13 protein-coding genes and 2 pseudogenes are annotated in these 16,464 nt (G+C 37.4%); 5 read left to right on the forward strand and 10 right to left on the reverse strand.

Annotated features, from left to right (window positions below; all coding sequences use genetic code 11):
• Nucleotides 1-201 precede the first annotated feature (201 nt).
• Nucleotides 202-810: a Uma2 family endonuclease gene (locus H6F62_RS03050; protein WP_190371314.1), complete on the forward strand. Its 609-nt coding sequence runs from the start codon at nucleotides 202-204 to the stop codon at nucleotides 808-810.
• Here the strand turns inward: H6F62_RS03050 and H6F62_RS03055 are convergent.
• The 5 genes from H6F62_RS03055 to H6F62_RS03075 form a co-directional block, all read right to left on the reverse strand.
• The gene (locus H6F62_RS03055) at nucleotides 807-1,181 is read right to left on the reverse strand and encodes a hypothetical protein (RefSeq protein WP_137908598.1); all 375 of its coding nucleotides are present in this window, start codon (nucleotides 1,179-1,181) and stop codon (nucleotides 807-809) included. The two genes, H6F62_RS03050 and H6F62_RS03055, sit on opposite strands and share 4 nt — an antisense overlap.
• Before the next feature lie 207 nt (nucleotides 1,182-1,388).
• Entirely contained in the window at nucleotides 1,389-1,823 is a 435-nt protein-coding gene (locus H6F62_RS03060; RefSeq protein WP_306420229.1) for a CAAD domain-containing protein, read from the reverse strand.
• Nucleotides 1,824-1,936: 113 nt separating this feature from the next.
• Nucleotides 1,937-2,329 (reverse strand): GFA family protein, encoded by a 393-nt coding sequence (locus H6F62_RS03065; RefSeq protein WP_137908600.1) that lies wholly within the window; start codon nucleotides 2,327-2,329, stop codon nucleotides 1,937-1,939.
• Nucleotides 2,319-2,627, reverse strand: a complete 309-nt coding sequence (locus H6F62_RS03070) for a hypothetical protein (RefSeq protein ID WP_236097150.1) — start codon at nucleotides 2,625-2,627, stop codon at nucleotides 2,319-2,321. The genes H6F62_RS03065 and H6F62_RS03070 overlap by 11 nt, the downstream gene beginning before the upstream one ends.
• A 126-nt stretch (nucleotides 2,628-2,753) precedes the next feature.
• Nucleotides 2,754-4,238: a CIA30 family protein gene (locus tag H6F62_RS03075; RefSeq protein ID WP_190371315.1), complete on the reverse strand. Its 1,485-nt coding sequence runs from the start codon at nucleotides 4,236-4,238 to the stop codon at nucleotides 2,754-2,756.
• Between the two features lie 167 nt (nucleotides 4,239-4,405).
• Here H6F62_RS03075 and H6F62_RS03080 point away from each other — a divergent pair, with 167 nt between their 5' ends.
• The gene (locus H6F62_RS03080; protein ID WP_190371347.1) at nucleotides 4,406-4,894 is read left to right on the forward strand and encodes a pyridoxamine 5'-phosphate oxidase family protein; all 489 of its coding nucleotides are present in this window, start codon (nucleotides 4,406-4,408) and stop codon (nucleotides 4,892-4,894) included.
• Between the two features lie 11 nt (nucleotides 4,895-4,905).
• Entirely contained in the window at nucleotides 4,906-5,811 is a 906-nt protein-coding gene (locus H6F62_RS03085; protein ID WP_190371316.1) for an alpha/beta hydrolase, read from the forward strand.
• A gap of 231 nt (nucleotides 5,812-6,042) precedes the next feature.
• Here the strand turns inward: H6F62_RS03085 and H6F62_RS03090 are convergent, their stop codons facing one another.
• From H6F62_RS03090 to H6F62_RS03100, 3 genes are all read right to left on the reverse strand, one after another.
• On the reverse strand, nucleotides 6,043-6,381 hold the full coding sequence (locus tag H6F62_RS03090; protein ID WP_028084597.1) for a P-II family nitrogen regulator: 339 nt from the start codon (nucleotides 6,379-6,381) through the stop codon (nucleotides 6,043-6,045).
• A gap of 151 nt (nucleotides 6,382-6,532) precedes the next feature.
• Nucleotides 6,533-9,085, reverse strand: coding sequence for a cell division protein HetF (gene hetF / locus H6F62_RS03095; protein ID WP_137908604.1), 2,553 nt, complete (start codon nucleotides 9,083-9,085; stop codon nucleotides 6,533-6,535).
• A 1,971-nt stretch (nucleotides 9,086-11,056) separates the two neighbouring features.
• Complete coding sequence (locus tag H6F62_RS03100; RefSeq protein WP_137908605.1) at nucleotides 11,057-11,275, reverse strand: hypothetical protein; 219 nt, start codon at nucleotides 11,273-11,275, stop codon at nucleotides 11,057-11,059.
• A gap of 246 nt (nucleotides 11,276-11,521) precedes the next feature.
• On the opposite strand from H6F62_RS03100, the gene H6F62_RS03105 reads away from it, so the two are divergent.
• Complete coding sequence (locus H6F62_RS03105; RefSeq protein ID WP_137908606.1) at nucleotides 11,522-12,349, forward strand: DUF3598 family protein; 828 nt, start codon at nucleotides 11,522-11,524, stop codon at nucleotides 12,347-12,349.
• Between the two features lie 132 nt (nucleotides 12,350-12,481).
• Here the strand turns inward: H6F62_RS03105 and nrdJ are convergent.
• Nucleotides 12,482-13,555, reverse strand: a pseudogene (nrdJ, locus tag H6F62_RS03110) (ribonucleoside-triphosphate reductase, adenosylcobalamin-dependent); the annotation flags it as partial.
• A gap of 287 nt (nucleotides 13,556-13,842) precedes the next feature.
• Nucleotides 13,843-15,072: pseudogene (locus tag H6F62_RS03115) on the reverse strand (ribonucleoside-triphosphate reductase, adenosylcobalamin-dependent); the annotation flags it as partial.
• 787 nt (nucleotides 15,073-15,859) lie between these two features.
• On the opposite strand from H6F62_RS03115, the gene H6F62_RS03120 reads away from it, so the two are divergent.
• Nucleotides 15,860-16,441, forward strand: coding sequence for an Npun_F5749 family FMN-dependent PPOX-type flavoprotein (locus tag H6F62_RS03120; protein ID WP_137908608.1), 582 nt, complete (start codon nucleotides 15,860-15,862; stop codon nucleotides 16,439-16,441).
• Nucleotides 16,442-16,464: the final 23 nt, after the last annotated feature.

A 16,464-nucleotide genomic window follows, 5' to 3' on the forward strand; every position in this document is an offset into this window, starting at 1 on the left:
GATAAATTAACATTTATCTAGACTACCGCAGGGAGTGACTTACCGGATTAGATCAAACTAATTCTCAGAAAGATTTTATTTGCTAGTAGCTTTACATTTATTTACAATTTTTGAATATAGATCCCCGACTTCTCAAAGAAGTCGGGAATTTAGAAATTAGAATATAATCAAGTTAGCAATAATTCGGTTTTAGGAAATTCTATGCCTTTACTTCCAGAATTATCTGAACTATTACAAGCCGAAGATCCAGAAGAACGGCAAACTATCACTGGTGTTAATTGGAACAATTATGAAGCTTTACTCAATGATTTGGGTGATAGCCTCCAATATAGAGTTACATATTTAGATGGAGTCATAGAATTAATGTCACCAAGTCTTCGCCATGAAATTCGCAAAACAATTATTGGATCTTCGCTGGAAATTTACTTTCAAGAAAAACGCATTCGCTATTTTCCCCTTGGTTCTACCACCTTCCGTAAAGAAGCGAAAAGAGGAGGAGTAGAACCAGATGAATCCTACTATATAGGCATAGAAAAAGAAGTTCCTGATCTTGCCATTGAAGTTGTAGTCACCATTGAGGGAATTGATAAATTAGAAGTTTACAAAAGATTAGCTGTGGCAGAAGTTTGGTTTTTTCAAAAAAATCAATTTGCCGTTGATCATTTGGGGGATGAAAATTATGAATTGGTGGCAAAAAGTGAATTATTACCCAACTTAGATTTATCAATTTTGGCGGAATATGTAATAGCAGAAGATGCTTTAGATGCGGCCATAGCCTTTCGGGAAAAAATCAAAGAAATGGTAAATTAAATCATTCCTGGACCTCTACCTCTTTTATCAAAATCCTCTGTTAATAGACCTGTTTTATCTTCATTAACTTCTCGTAATTCCCGTATTCGTTCGGCTTTTTCTTGTTCGGCTATTTCCCGCGCGTCACCAGGAACTTGATAATACATTTCCGGTTCAACTGGATAATTATTCAACAAACCTTCTTGATCCACAGTATAACCATCTGTTGTGCGAATACTGTTAATATCAGTTTGATGATCAGTGGACGCACTTGCAAGATCCTCCTCCGTCGGTATGTGTTTATAATTTTTTCCTTCTCTTTTCATTCGTGCGGCTGTTTCGGCGGGAATTATGCCTCTATCATAGGTATCTGCGGTAATCTTTTCATTCATACAATTAGTCCTGTTTACTTTTCGAGTATTGCCAGAACTAGATTAGAATTTTCTAGCGGATAAATAGACTATCTGCGGGAATAATTACCAAAAATATTTTTATTAAAACTCTCTATCTAAAGAGACAAGAGGCAAGAGATAAAATGTAGGTTAGTTATAGCCTATCCTACATCTTAGGAACTCAAGAAATCAAAAAAAATAAAATATTCATCCAAAAGATCGTTGTTTAAAAGCATTAAATTTCTGAAATAATTCTTGTCTGGTGTCGAATTTAAGGAGATAACGGAAAGCAAACCAGAGAGAGTAAAATAGTCCAATTAACTCAAAAATTGGTTGTAGTAATGGTATATCATTCACCGCGTCTAATAATGCAATTACTACCTTAACTGTCACCAAAGCCGATAAGATTAAGAGTAAGTTAATTAACCCTCTTTTATTGTTATTAAAAATTCCGCTTAAATAATCTGGCAGTTTTTCTAAAAATTCAATAATTTGTTTAAGAATTTCCTGCCATTGAGACACAGATTTATCAGCATCAGGTATTTTTGGTACATTGCGATTTTCTCCACCTAAAAAAGACAAAACATCTTGTGGGGAAGGAGAATTTACTGGTTGGGGTTGCTGTGATTGATTTTCCATCATATTTGTTATTTAGAAATTACAACATTTGTGAAAAGTGAATGGACATCATTAAAATACCATAGTTTAGGTGCTAGATCATCAATTCTGAAGAAATAACATAAAAAATAAGATATTTAACCTCTCTTAAGGTTATGAATATTCTCCTCCCAGTTTATACCATCAAAAGGCACGATTTGAAAATTGTCAATGACATTACCATCTAAACACCGCACATTAACATCAATACAATCAGGGTGACTACGGGGAACATAAAAAGAATGAATACCACAAGTTCCGCAAAATTTATGTTGTGCTACTCCTGTATTAAATGTGTAAGTTTTTAATACATCTTCCCCTGCGAGTAAAGTAAATTGTTCTCGCGGGATAATTAAATGCAAAAATCCTTTTTTAGAACATATTGAACAATTACAATCATCAACTTGATGATTATTAACTAACACACGAAATCGCACAGCACCACAGTGACAACCACCTTCATAAGTAACAAATTCATCTCTATTTAACATTAAGGTTCGACCGTTGATTAACTCGAATAGTTAATTTATTCACTTTCTGGTTTAATTCAACCACTAAAGTTGCTAAATTATTTAACATTTTTTCCTGTTGCGATAAATACTTTTTCAAATTAGGAGGTACAACTTGAGAATTATTGGTAGTAGGTAATTGATTATTTTTACTAACCATTAACTCAAGTTGTTGTAAGCGTAGTTGTAAACTCCGAACATCATTTTCTAAATTATTAACACGGAAATCAACTTGCTGTGGTAAAGCAGGTTTTAAAAACACACCACTGCACACAATCATCACACATACCGTAGTTATTAACAACTTTCTGAACATAATATTATCAACTAATTAAATGAAACCCGTAGGTTGGGTTGATCAAACCAAACCAAACCAACCCAACAAACTTGTTAATTATTTAAAGTCTTATTGATCAACTTGTAAGGAAGAAAATAGACTTTGCCAATTTGGATTATTAGCAACCATTTCGCTTTCCTTAACTTCAAAAGTTAGATTTTTCGCTTTTGGTTCTTTAATTGCTTGTACACAAATTTCCGCAACATCATCACGACTAACTTTTCCTCTGATATTATCACCCTGTGCAAATATTAATTCCTTTCCTCCCGCTGTTTCTGTTAAAGCACAAGGTCTGATAATTGTATAAGGTATTCCACTAGCTTTCAAACATTCTTCACCTCGTAATTTCCAGGTCAAAATACCTCCTAATTGGTCATTTAATCTGACTGCGGGTGGTTCTTCATCTAAATTAATTCCTGGTCTTCCGGGACGAGTCACCCCAGCAGAACTAATTAATATAAATTGAGGTAAAATTTCCCCACCATAAGCTTGAATTGATGAAACTTCCAGCGCGAAAACGCCAGGATTAAACTTAGGATTTAAAGCACCATCATATTCAAACTTACTCAACATTAGTTGTAAAGAACAAATTTTACTAACATCAATTGGTGGACAATCTTTAACAACTTTGGCGCGAAATACACCGAACAAATCTGTAAAAGGGATCTGAATATCTAGCCAATTATTAGCAACGGTATCAAAAGAATAGCTATAACCAATTCCGTCCCAAGTTGACTCTGTGCGTAAAAATATTTTATAACGTTGACCATCACCTTTCACCCGTAATTTCACACCTTGATAACCTGACAAATCAAGTAAAGGTGAAAAATTCTTAGTTCTTACTGAAGCAAAACCCCCAGAATTAGCAGTAGAAACATTACCTGTAAATACTGCTGTATTTTCCCTAATTTGGAAACTGCTAGAACTAACACCACCCATAACAACATCATCCAAAGCACCCCAGACATTTTTGATTTCATCTGATGGTTTAGTAAAATCAAATATTGGTTTCTCACCAACAGTAACCAGATATTTTTTTGCTGCTGCAACTAAATTTTTCACACCTTGATATTCAACATTTTCTGGTGTATCTCCAACAATTTCCGGTAGATAAAATTTCACACCTTGATTATATTTTGCTCTATCTGGTGTATCTCCTTCCACTGGTTGTACACGAACTGCTGTACAACAAATTACAGCTTGAATATTAGCCAAAACTAAATTTGTCAAAGTTTCTGGTTTTGTAATATCTCCAACCACCAAATCAATATCATTACCGAGAATTGGCCGTGCTTTGTCAATATCTCGAACCAAACAACGGATATGATAACCCTGCGCTACCAATTTTTTCACAACTCGTTTACCTACACCACCAGTCGCACCAGCTACCAGAATTACACCCATATTTATTCCTGCTTTTGATAGATTTTGATTATCTTTATGACCACCTTGAAAAAGTTTTTGTATCCAGTTCAGAACCGGAAATACTTCAAAGTAGGTGAGAGTTTTAATGAACCTGCATAAATCCCATTGTGAACGGTTGTTGTTATTCATAAATACTATGTAACCACCATATTTTAGTTTTATTGTATCAACTTTTTGTGTATATAGTAGATAAAATATCAAATTCTTGATATAATATAAAAGTCCCCAAATAAATTTTTTCCTCCGTGTCCTCTGTGCCTGGAGTGGTTCGTTAAAATAAATAATTATCAATCATGATCGATCAACTTAAAAAAGCCCAAGCCGAATACGAGAAATTTCCCACAGAATTTATCAGCATTATGATGAGTACAGTTAGTCAAGAGGGAATTCCTGACGCTAGTTACGCTCCTTTTGTCATAGACGATGATAAAAACATCTATATTTATGTTAGTGGACTAGCTACTCACACCCAAAATATTCATAATCATCCTTTTGTGAGTGTTTTATTTATTGAAGACGAAGTTAAAACTAAACAAATTTTCGCTCGTCGGCGTTTGAATTTTAATTGTACCGCAAATCTGGTAGAGAGAGAAACTGAAAAATGGCAACAAATTGTTGATAAATTTCAGATTCGTTTTGGAGAATTGATTTCCACATTACGCAGTTTACCAGATTTTCGGATTTTTCAACTCACACCCAAAAACGGACGTTTTGTAATTGGGTTTGGTGCTGCTTATAATATTAGTAGTGACAATATAAATCAACTTGTCCTTAGTAAAGATTGAGTTTCATAGTTATGATTCAGTTTCAACCTCCGGGTTTTGGTAGTAAGTTCATTCATACATCTTTGGGGACAATGGTTTACTATACCCAAATTAGCGCCCCTTGGGAAAATGCAAAAGATCAAGATTTACCACCATTGTTATTTTTACATAATTTTGGTGGTGGTGCGTCCGCTTATGAATGGTCTAAAATTTACCCAGCTTATGCTGCAAAATATCGAATTTTAGCCCCAGATTTAATTGGCTGGGGAAAATCTGCTCACCCTGTGCGAGATTATCAAATTGAAGATTATTTAACCACAATTATTGAGTTTATTAATCAAACTTGTCACCAAAGTGTAACTGTAATAGCATCTTCTTTAACTGCGGCTTTTGCTATTCGTCTCGCTATTACTTATCCCCATTTATTCAAAGCTTTGTTTTTAGTTTGTCCTTCGGGGTTCGATGATTTTGGACAAGGTGCGGGACGAAGATTACCAGTTTCTTTGCTTAATACACCTTTAGTAGATAATCTAATTTATGCTTTGGGTGCAGAAAATGAAATTGCAGTTAGGAATTTTTTGCAAAGTTTTCTTTTTGCTAAACCAGAAAGAGTGACACAAGAAATGGTATCAGCTTATTTAACTTCTGCACAACAATATAACGCTAAATTTGCGGCTTTGTCCTTTTTAAGGGGGAATCTTTATTTTGATTTGAGCTTATATATTCAGCAACTTCAAGTTCCCAGTATCATTTTATGGGGTGAAAAAGCACAATTTACAAATATTGAATTAGGAAGACGTTTAGCTAGTTTAAATCCTGCGGTAATTAAAGGTTTTGAGGAAATACTCGATACAGGAATTATTCCCCATTTAGAAATACCAGCAGTTGTAATTGGAATTTTGCAAAAATACAACACAACTGGAGAATTAAAAATCTAAATTTAAAAACAAAGATTTCATTGTGAGAATTAGAAGATTAAATATCTTCAATTTTACTCTTTTGCGTCTACTCTGGGTGATCTCTAAAGTAAAAATAGAATACAACTTCTGTACTTTTTGACTTTTGACTTTTGATTTTTGACTTCCTGAAGGGCGCGTTGCTGACTGTTTTTATCTTCACAGACTCAGCAACGCACCTCTTGTAGATACGTAGTATTCAATATCTAGTATTTATACTGCTTCTGTATTTTTTTCTCCTGTCCGAATTCGTACAACTTGTTCAATAGGAGAGATAAAAATTTTACCATCACCGATTTCACCAGTACGGGCTGCGGAGATAATTTTATCCACAACCGTGTCAACTTGGGAATCTTCAACGACAATTTCCACCTTGAGTTTTTGGAGAAACTCTACAGTATATTCCGAACCTCGATAGCGTTCAGTTTGACCCTTTTGTCTTCCAAAACCCCGGACTTCAGAAACTGTCATCCCCACAATACCCGCATTAACCAAGGCAATTTTCACTTCATCAAGCTTAAATGGACGGATAATGGCTTCTACTTTTTTCATTTTTTTGATTCCTGACTTCTAATAGCGTCGTTTATATATCTAACCAGATTCCTTGTCTCACGCTGTAAGTATAGCGCTAGTTATTTAACTTGAGATTGATGTATTGGATTTCACACTTTTTGTCATCCTCATGGGATGATCGACAATTTTATTACAAAAGCGGTAGCTTTGTTTGTCCCAGGCTTTGCCAATCTGCGATCGCCTGTTGGGTCCACAGCCAATTTCGTGATAATTTCTCCATAGTAAAATCTGCGGGTGCATTTTGAATCACCATTTGTCGAAGTTTAATCGCTTCCTGTAAATATTGTTGACGTTTATCAGCGGGTTGACTCTGAGCGCTTTTATATAACCCCAAAGCTAACCCAGCATAAGCCGTCAAAGCCTCCGGTTCTCCAGATATTTCCGGATATTTTGTTTGTCCAAAATTTCCACCTCCATTCTGCTGGGGTTTTAATGCTAAACTCAGAGACTTGAACCAAGCATCATTAGCATAATTGAGATTATTCTCCGCATAATAGGCAAATCCCAAAGCATTATTATACAAAATAGAATCCGGCTGATTCTGTACAGCCCTAGCCCAGTAACGGCGTGCATCATCAATACTGTACTTATTATTTCCCGTTTGTACAGACTGCCAAGCTAATCGCCCCCAGACAAAATTCACAGATGGATTTTGGGTATCCTGAACAGGAATTAAATTTAAAGCTGTTTCCGCAGCCGTGAAGGCACCACGATTTAATAATTCATGAATAGCACTCAATCCATCCTTTAAATTGCCTTGACTCAATTGTGCCGTAGCTGTAGCAGTGACAATCCCTGTAGCGGAGTTAGCTAAATTAATACTTGGATACTGATTACTGGTGATATTTTGTCCGGGAAGGGGCGGGATATTGGGTAGCTTCTGAGACTGTCGTTGATGCCACCACCAAGCAACACCAACGATCATGGTAATCGCACTTGCACCGAAAAGACCCAACAGCAATGATGATTTTGATCTGTGATAGCGATTACCTGGGGTCGCTAAAGGAGACTGTGATAAAGGGGGATTTACCTGTCGCTTTTGAATATTTAAGGAAGTTGGTGTTATCGAGGTCGGTACATTTCCCCAGTCTAAATGTTCCTCGACCTCAGAAACCTGCATTTCCGATAATTCGTTAGATCCTTGGATCAGTTCCGCTTTCATACTTTGTCCCTCGCTTGTAGTTGCCCGGTTATCAAGCTGACGAAACAAATCAGAAACTATTGCCGAATCCTGATCATAGTTGGGGTCATCATATTCAATTTCATCTACAAGATCACCCCAAGTATCTCCCAAAAGCCAATCTACGCCCGTTGTCTCCTCTCCCAAATCGGGATTCAGGATATCATCAATAGCCATCAAGCTTTCTGGATTATTTGCTACACCGGAATAATGATCATGATTAGTCCGCTGAGGCGGCTGATATTCGTTTAGTAACTCTGACAGCCCGCGTGAAGTAGCCATATAGCCCGATAAATTAACTTGTGGTGTCAAACAACCATCAAATTCTCGCTGGAGGTACAAAATCGGCAAAGCCCAGTACATTTGTTGAGAACCATAAGCAGAAATTAAGCCTTGACGAACCCGACTCACACACAAATCTAAAGCATAGCCCTGACTTAAGTTTCGGTAAAATAGTTGTGTCAGCGTCAGTGCCACCTCATCAGGTATGCGTTCTGACATCGCCAGTACACTTCTAATTCCCCGTTTGACCAAGCTTTCTGTTAAATTCCGCTCTCCTGAGTCTTCTCCAGTCCCGGCCTTAGCCCGATATGCCCCAAAGCAGGAATTAAACACTACCATTTGAATATGATTATTAATCAGTAACCCAGCTAAATCATCCCCGCTGAGAGTTTCTGTTAAACCAGTTTTTTTACTGACTAGATAAATTTGCCCACCATTCGCGCCCAAGTTGCTATGACCGGAATAGTGGAGAATATCGTAATGTCCCTGTTCTAAAGCTTGGGTGAGTTCTTCCCTACCTGGCTCGTCAAGAACAGTCAATTCAATTTCCGGTAGATGATGATTACCATCTGCCAATTTTAATGCTTGGCGGTGCAGTTCTGCTTTCAGATTGATAGCTTCTTGCTTGAGTAAATGCAACTGCACCAAGTCCCTTGGAGAAGAAATCACCATCAACACTTTCAGCCCCCGTTCTGCCGCCGGTGTCGGGAGATTATGATTCTGTAAATGGCTGGGCGATAGCTTCCGCTCGCCATAGGCACGCAACCAGTAGGCATTGACTGAGGCCATACCACTTTGGTAACGCGCAAATGTAATATCAGGTCCTGTGGCTAAAGGGCGATCGCCTGCGTGCATCACTTCCCATGGCAACCGTGCTAATCTGGCATCTTTGAATCCCAATCTTAGCCGCAGCACCTGTTGGTGATTTTGGGCAATACCTTGAGCGGTGATCCAACTATCTCTGAGAGTTCCCTGAAATAGCGCGTTATACAACTCCTGCCCCAAGTCCACCAAGTTAACAGCCTTTTTAGTCGTCATCTCCCCCTGCAAGACTAACTGCAAAGGGTCATCCATTAAATATCCGGCGGCCACTAACCACTCAGTCACAGGCCAATGTACCAGTTCTTCTGCCAACGGTACCCCAGATGCTACTTGTTCAGTCCGCACCAGATAGTCATTTTGCCCTACTGGTGTTGCGGAAAGGTGAAATTCCTGGGTCACAACTTCTGCTCCATAAAACTTAGACAATCTTGATCACGCAGGGTGGTGTAGATGTATTTTGCCATTCTAATGTTTCAGATGCGCGTTGTTGAGACATTGATCCTAATCTAGTTTTTAACACGGTTTTCTGCCTATTTCTCTTCAAAAAGTTGATCCGGATTGGTTGATCCCGGTCGAGAACTCTTTGTTGGTAGATGCACCTTGATCTTCAATTCCCCTAGTTGGCTAAAACTCACTAGGGGTTTTCTTTTTTTAATTCTGGCAAATAAAAAACGCTCTTGGTTAGCAAGAGCGTTTGTAAACATTTGTAAATCAGTTATTTAGTAGATGAAATTCTGATAACTAACTCCCCTACCCAGCGACCAGCCACAGGAATTTTTTCGGTATGAGACCTACAGCAATATTTGGGTAATTTTTTCCGGATCATAAGTTAAAAACAATGAACAGTTAACAAGTAGATGCACCCTGATAACTAACTTCCCCTAGTCGGCTAACACCACTGGGGGTTTTTTCTTGTTTATGATTAGCACCACACAATCATTACCATATAATTATTTTTTCCGGAATATCATACACCACCCTAGAACAGTTAACAAGTAGATGCACCCTGATAACTAACTTCCCCTAGTCGGCTAACACCACTGGGGGTTTTTTCTTGTTTATGATTAGCACCACACAATCATTACCATATACATTACCATATAATCATTTTTTCCGGAACATCATACACCACCCTAGAACAGTTAACAAGTAGATGCACCCTGATAACTAACTTCCCCTAGTCGGCTAACACCACTGGGGGTTTTTTCTTGTTTATGATTAGCACCACACAATCATTACCATATAATCATTTTTTCCGGAATATCATACACCACCCTAGAACAGTTAACAAGTAGATGCACCCTGATAACTAACTTCCCCTAGCCGGCTAACACCACTGGGGGTTTTTTCTGTTCCTACTCTTTCTCAAAACCGCTAGGTAGTTGACTCCTGAAATCAACACAAATCGAATTTGTTAACAATAAATTTATCCGGAAGATCGTTATACACCTGAGAACATCTAATTGGTAGATGCACCCTGATAACTAAACTCCCCCGGCTAAAATCCACTGGGGGTTTTTTCTCAAAAACATAATCTTAACCTACCCTATCATTAAAACTATTCTCTGGCAATATCCCCAAACAAATAAGTTTCTGGTCATTTTCACCCACGAACTACTTCCTTTAACTTACACAGTGGCGAAATATACTACTAGACTCATGGATATGCCAACCTGAAAATTTTCTAGCAATTACTTTCATTGTATTGTGATCCTTATGGCCGAATTCAGAATGATTACCGCGATAGTTAATGGCACTCTTAATTATTTCTTTATAATTATCTGAACAAACAGCCATTGAGCAACCTGTGATTTTTTTATAACATATTTTAGATTGATATATCAATACCCCTGACCAAATTCAGTTATTTTACCGATAAAGAAATAGGTAATAGGTGAGATTTTGATTAGTTACCCATTACCCATTACCAGCCTAAATTACCCTAAATTTAGCCCGCTAACAAATTAATTGACATTCTGCGGTCTAAAGACACACAGATTCTTTAAGACTTGCTTAAAAGGAATAGTCAATTATCCCGGTACACGCTTAAAACAACTACCAGTCCGACAGGTATTGCAGTTGCGCTTACTTTTATGTTTTTTTGCTTTCCGAGTCCATCAAATTTTGGCGGTATTACACTCCATATTTTACCTTTACTTGTTTACCCAGGCTACGGTCAAATGCCCAGACGAGATAAATCAGGGGTTTCTCCTTATTAAAATACTTCTTCGTGTAGATGGTTGTTCTTACTTGCAGTCCAATTATATCTTATGCTCGGCGAATAAATAAATGAATAAATTCGCCGTTGGCACTTCCTCCACTGTCTAAAGCCAAGTGGCTTCCGTGCCTTTTTTGCGATTTTCTTGTGATTTAGTCAATTGTGATTTGTTGAGGTGCGTTCGCTTTACCGTTTTGGGTTTCTGTACTCAGGTTACTGGTACTTTTTGCACAACATTTTTTATCTAGCCAACTTTTGACGGGTTCTTCATTCAGGTTGAGTCGGAGGACACCAGAAACGAACCCACCCATAAATGAAACTGGATTCTGGGCAAATTCTTGAAACAGGGGGGATAATTCACTAATAAACATTATACTCTCCAAGTATTGCTGTCAAAAATTATTAATTCTTCATTAATCTTAACATATCTGGGCGAGAAAGCAACTAGTAAGGCCGTGAAGTCGAAGGTGATAGGTCCTCTGCTTTTTAGTGATTGAGAATGGACTGAGGACGAATCTCAACCTGTATGATCACACAAGAACTACCATGATTAATCTTGATTTTTAACCCGTATTTAATTAAAATAAGCTATCTAAATTAAAATTAAAAATTAAATTATGGCAAGCAACTGGGAAAACTTTCTAAAAAATTTGGGTGAATGGCGTGGTTCATTTACTAAAATATCCCCCCATGGTGAAATATTAGATTCTACTCCTAGTATTCTAAATTTAGAAGCCGATGATCATAATCAATCTGTACTTTTTAGATTACGCCGTTTTAATTCTGGTAATTATGATAGTCCTCCTATTCAGGATTATCAACAGGAATATCGTTCTTTAGGAAGACAGAATATCTTTTTTGCTACGGGAGCTTTTTCTAAAGGAACATTGCAATTAGCTCCTTTTTCTGAATTTGGAGCCGAATACGGTTTTGTTGATCATGATCGTCGGTTACGTTTAGTACAATTATATGATCAAAGAGGCAACTTTATTAGTTTAACTCTGATTAGAGAATTTCGCAGTTTTACAGATGCTTATGAACGTCCGCAACTGACGGTAGAACAGTTGATTGGTAATTGGCAAGGTAAAGCTCATACAGTTTACGCGGATTTGAGACCATCAGAAACCTATGCCACTTATTTAGAAATTCAAAAAATAGGTGATGGATATTTAGAACAAAAATTATCTTTTCAATCGCAAATTATGACTGTAAAAGCTAGGATAGAAGGAAATAAAATCATCTCAGAAACGGAAGGAATTGCTCGACGGATTTTATTATTGCCTGATGGAAGTTCTAGTAATGTTCCTTTGCAACTACAATTGAGAAAATCTTTTTTTGTCGAAGCAGGTTGGTTAGTTAGAGAAAATGAACGTCAACGGTTAATTCGTAATTATAGTGACAAAGGTGAATGGATTAGCTCAACTCATGTTATTGAACATAAATAGGCTTGGCTTTAGTAAAATATTTTTTAATAAAATATTTTTGTGTTAGCAGAAATCTATGGGTGGACTGGCAGCCCGTCCCAGAACAGTTAAGCCGAGTACGGGCGAACAGATATTCGCCCCTACGCAGGAATCTTAAGGAGTGATTAATTGGCTTGGGAACATACATTTATCAGAGTCGCAACCACTAGGACCCGACTCTAATAACTCACCCAAATCGTAGCGACTTAAAGCACCACAGAAGTCATCCGTCTTGCGTCGAACCTTGACCTCTCTACATAAACTCTCAAAAGTGAGCTTATCTATAGGCTCGAAGGGTAAACGGGGAAATGTTTGGATATCATCAAATCTTGCTAACAATGCAGCGGAAACATATCCTTCGTCATTTTGGATAGCTTCATATATGCGTGTTCCCAATGCTTCTATTTCTTCAGAACGAAGTTCCAGAGTAGCTGAAGTGTTATGTGTGACATAATGGTTTTGAACTTGCATGACAAAATCTAATTGCGCTAATACAGAAAACCTAGAAACCTCTATTTTGTCAGCACCGGGTAAGTCCGCCCAAGATACAGCCACTGGTATTTCTACCAACCACTCTGTACACCGTGGATCAAAAGGATCATTAAGCAAGTTACCATTTTCATCCTTGTCAGATTGAGAGGGGATAACATTGTAACCATAATCTATACAGGCCAGGGCTACAGGGTCGTTTTTGCGGAAGGTGATACGACGGATGAATCTTTGGGCTTTGGGGGGATGCCAACCCGGTGAAGCACCGGTTAAAAGGGATTTAGTGCCGGCTGGTTGAACTGTAGTACAACGGTTAGGGCGTTTTATCTGATGGCGATCGCAATATTCCCATACTACCTTATGAACTACATCTTTCCAGAAGTTAAGATATTTTTGCTCACTACGTTTAAACATCAATCCTTGGGGAGTTTCTGGTCTTCCGGTTTCCCACCAACGCAACCAGTCTGTACCAAAGGCATGAACAAAGAAGTCAAATAATCCGGTAAAGGATACACCGACAATGGGGTCAAGTTCCCGGCTGTATTGATAGCGGGGTTCAAGGAATTGGTGGTTTAATAATGCAACAACAGAGAGCGCACCAGCGGTAAATACTTCTTCTTGTTCTCTATAGTTGTCGGGATCTAGTTGGTTTAAGTGTACCTCGGACAAATTACAGTGGAAGTTGCTACCGATAATCTCCAGTTTTGTTACCCTAAAGGCTTTTTATCCTCTAGTTCTACAGGTTCTATATTCCCTGTAGCTCCGCGTACCTTTTATACGTATGACTATAACACCATAAAAACTGCTAGTTATACGTACCCCCACACTCTTGGAGAGCTTATATTCTAGAAAACAATTTCGTTGTCATCTAGTTTCACTCCCTACGCTGTACGGTGTCAATAGCCTTTTATTTCCATTGATTACCACGGGATTAGCTTCTCAGCTTTCCCCGTATTTGCGGGGTTTTTTACGTGAGGCAAGTGTTATAAAATACCACACGGATTCAATCCAAACCTACCCATCCTATGTTCTAATTCATCAGGACTGATTTCAGGATAATTCTCTTGTATCCATCCTTTACCCTTACCTTGGTCATAGGCACGTAAAAAATCTCTTTTAATTTCTGGTGTATTTAATAAATCTGCATTAGCCCTAGCAACTGCTTCACCTGCCCACTGAATTGCTCCTTCACCGCTATAATACTGTTTGCGTACAGATGCGATAGATTCCTCTAAAGTGGGCTTACGATGAAATACTCTTGTATGGTTAGCCATTCGTAAAGCGTCACGTTCTGGATCAATACGCCAGTTACCTTCTGTGTCCTGTTGCCATAGGTCATCTTTTGACATTGCGCCTTTTTCATCTTCTGATATAAATTGACGCATACCCGCGCTACGGCGGACATTACCAGCAACTACGGTGACTGCTGCTTCGTCAATGAGTAAGCAACATTCAACAGAGTTTAATTTTCTACCTACAGCTTTGTTAAGAATTGAGGCAATACGCTGATAGAGTCCTGATAGTTTCACGGGGTTGGCAACACCACCAAATCCTCTGAGAGATTCACCAGATTTACGGACATCGGAAATATCTACAACTACTTGTACATTACCACTAAAACGCTGATCGGAGGATAGTTCTAAAACACTTTGGTAGGATTTTACCCAACCTTCTCGACTATCCCCAACGTAAATAATAACACTGTCACCATCCAAAAGGATTTGTGTAAGTTCACGACGCTGTTCCTTGGGTGTACTACCAACTTCGCCGCGAATAGTGACATGAAGATGATTACGTATAGAAGGAAGTTGATTAATATACTGTGGCTCGATCACTGCTCCCGTACCACAGCCCATCATAGCTAAATCCATCATCAACCCAAAGGCTTCCCAGTCCACAAGGTTCGTAGAGGTGCAGTTATAAGCACCAGAATAGTTTTTCGCCTTAGATAACCAATTTGTGCCACCAACCCACAACCAGCGCCCGCTAGGGAGAGATTTCATGCTTCGCTGCATCTTATCCAAGATAACAGCCTCTTCATGGGTGAGCCTTCCTAATTCCATCAAACCGCGTAAAGTGCGATCGCACACCTGACCCCATGTTTCTCTCAAACCCGCATCTGTGCGTCTGCTGTAGGTTCTAAAAAACACCGGATTAGCTGCTGGGGCGGATTCTGGAAATACAGGCTGATATTTGCATTCAAGTTCTCTGACCATAATAAGATTTTGTTTCTGACTCACAAATTAAGACTATAACGCCAAGTAGTTATATGATCAAAGATTGCTAAAATCGCCACTTTGTGATCTATCTATTTTTGTGTCAATTGTAACTTTATTTTCTTTTCAGTAAAAAAACCTGAGTGGGGTCTAGAATTGTCAATTTGTAAAGTTTTACCTACCATTTTTCTCAAAATAGGTAATCTGTGTAATTTAGTAATTTTCATATTCTCTATAGCTGCATATAATACTACACTTAGACGAATATACATCAGCTTTTGATTGATAGATTTTAACTTCATCTTTTAATTTTTGAATACGTTTATATTGTTCATGATCGTAATCTTTTAGTTTATGATCTTAATCTTTTAATTTTTGAATAAGTTTATATTTTTCATGATCGTAATCTTTTAGTTCATGATTTTAATCTTTTAGTTATTTTTTATACGAAATTAAATTTGATTTTAAATAGAAACTTCTTTATAAATAAACTTTGCTATTGTTACAAAAACTTGTAAGATGTGATTAAATATTTAATTATAGTTTTTTTAACAATTGCTATAAATAATATTTATGTAATAAATATATTTTAATGTTTACTCTTTTTATTTTATTCATCCTTTAATTTTAAATATCTTACTTTTAAAAGTATGTTTAAATACCTATTTATATTAAGTATTTTATTTACTGAAAATTTGCCGTAAAGTAAAAAATTTAAATATTTACAACTTTATAATATGTATATAATAATTTTAATTAACGCATAAATTGGAAAATAAATTACAAAATGCCACTAGCACCCTGGAAAAGTCTGATTACTCGTGCTTTACATCATAACCGTAGCCTTGCTTATTCTCGTTATTTACAACTAGCAACAATAAAAGAAAATGGTTTTCCTGCAAATCGTACTGTCGTTTTTCGTGGTTTTCTAGAAGATACTAACGAATTAAAATTCATTACCGATATTCGTAGTGCAAAAGCCGAACAAATATCAAAACAACCTATAGCGGAAGTTTGCTGGTATTTTCCCAAAACTAGAGAACAATTTCGTATTACTGGAGAATTAATATTAATAAGTGATGATTCTCACACCAATTTACAACCAGTGAGAATCAAAATGTGGCAAGAATTGAGTAATGCAGCCAGACTACAATTTTGTTGGCCACATCCTGGTAAAATGAGAATAACAACAGCAACAGCCTTTACACCACCAGCACCAAACCCTATAGAACCAGTAGAAAATTTTTGTTTATTATTACTTGCGCCGATACAAGTAGATCATTTAGAATTGAGAGGTGAACCGCAAAATAGATGGGTTTATCACCGCAATGAAAACCAGGAATGGTTAACTGAAGCAATAAACCCGTAATTTTATCTATAATTTTAAGATTC

Origin of the sequence: Anabaena sp. FACHB-1391, assembly GCF_014696755.1 — a bacterium.
Taxonomy (GTDB): Bacteria; Cyanobacteriota; Cyanobacteriia; order Cyanobacteriales; family Nostocaceae; genus Dolichospermum; species Dolichospermum planctonicum.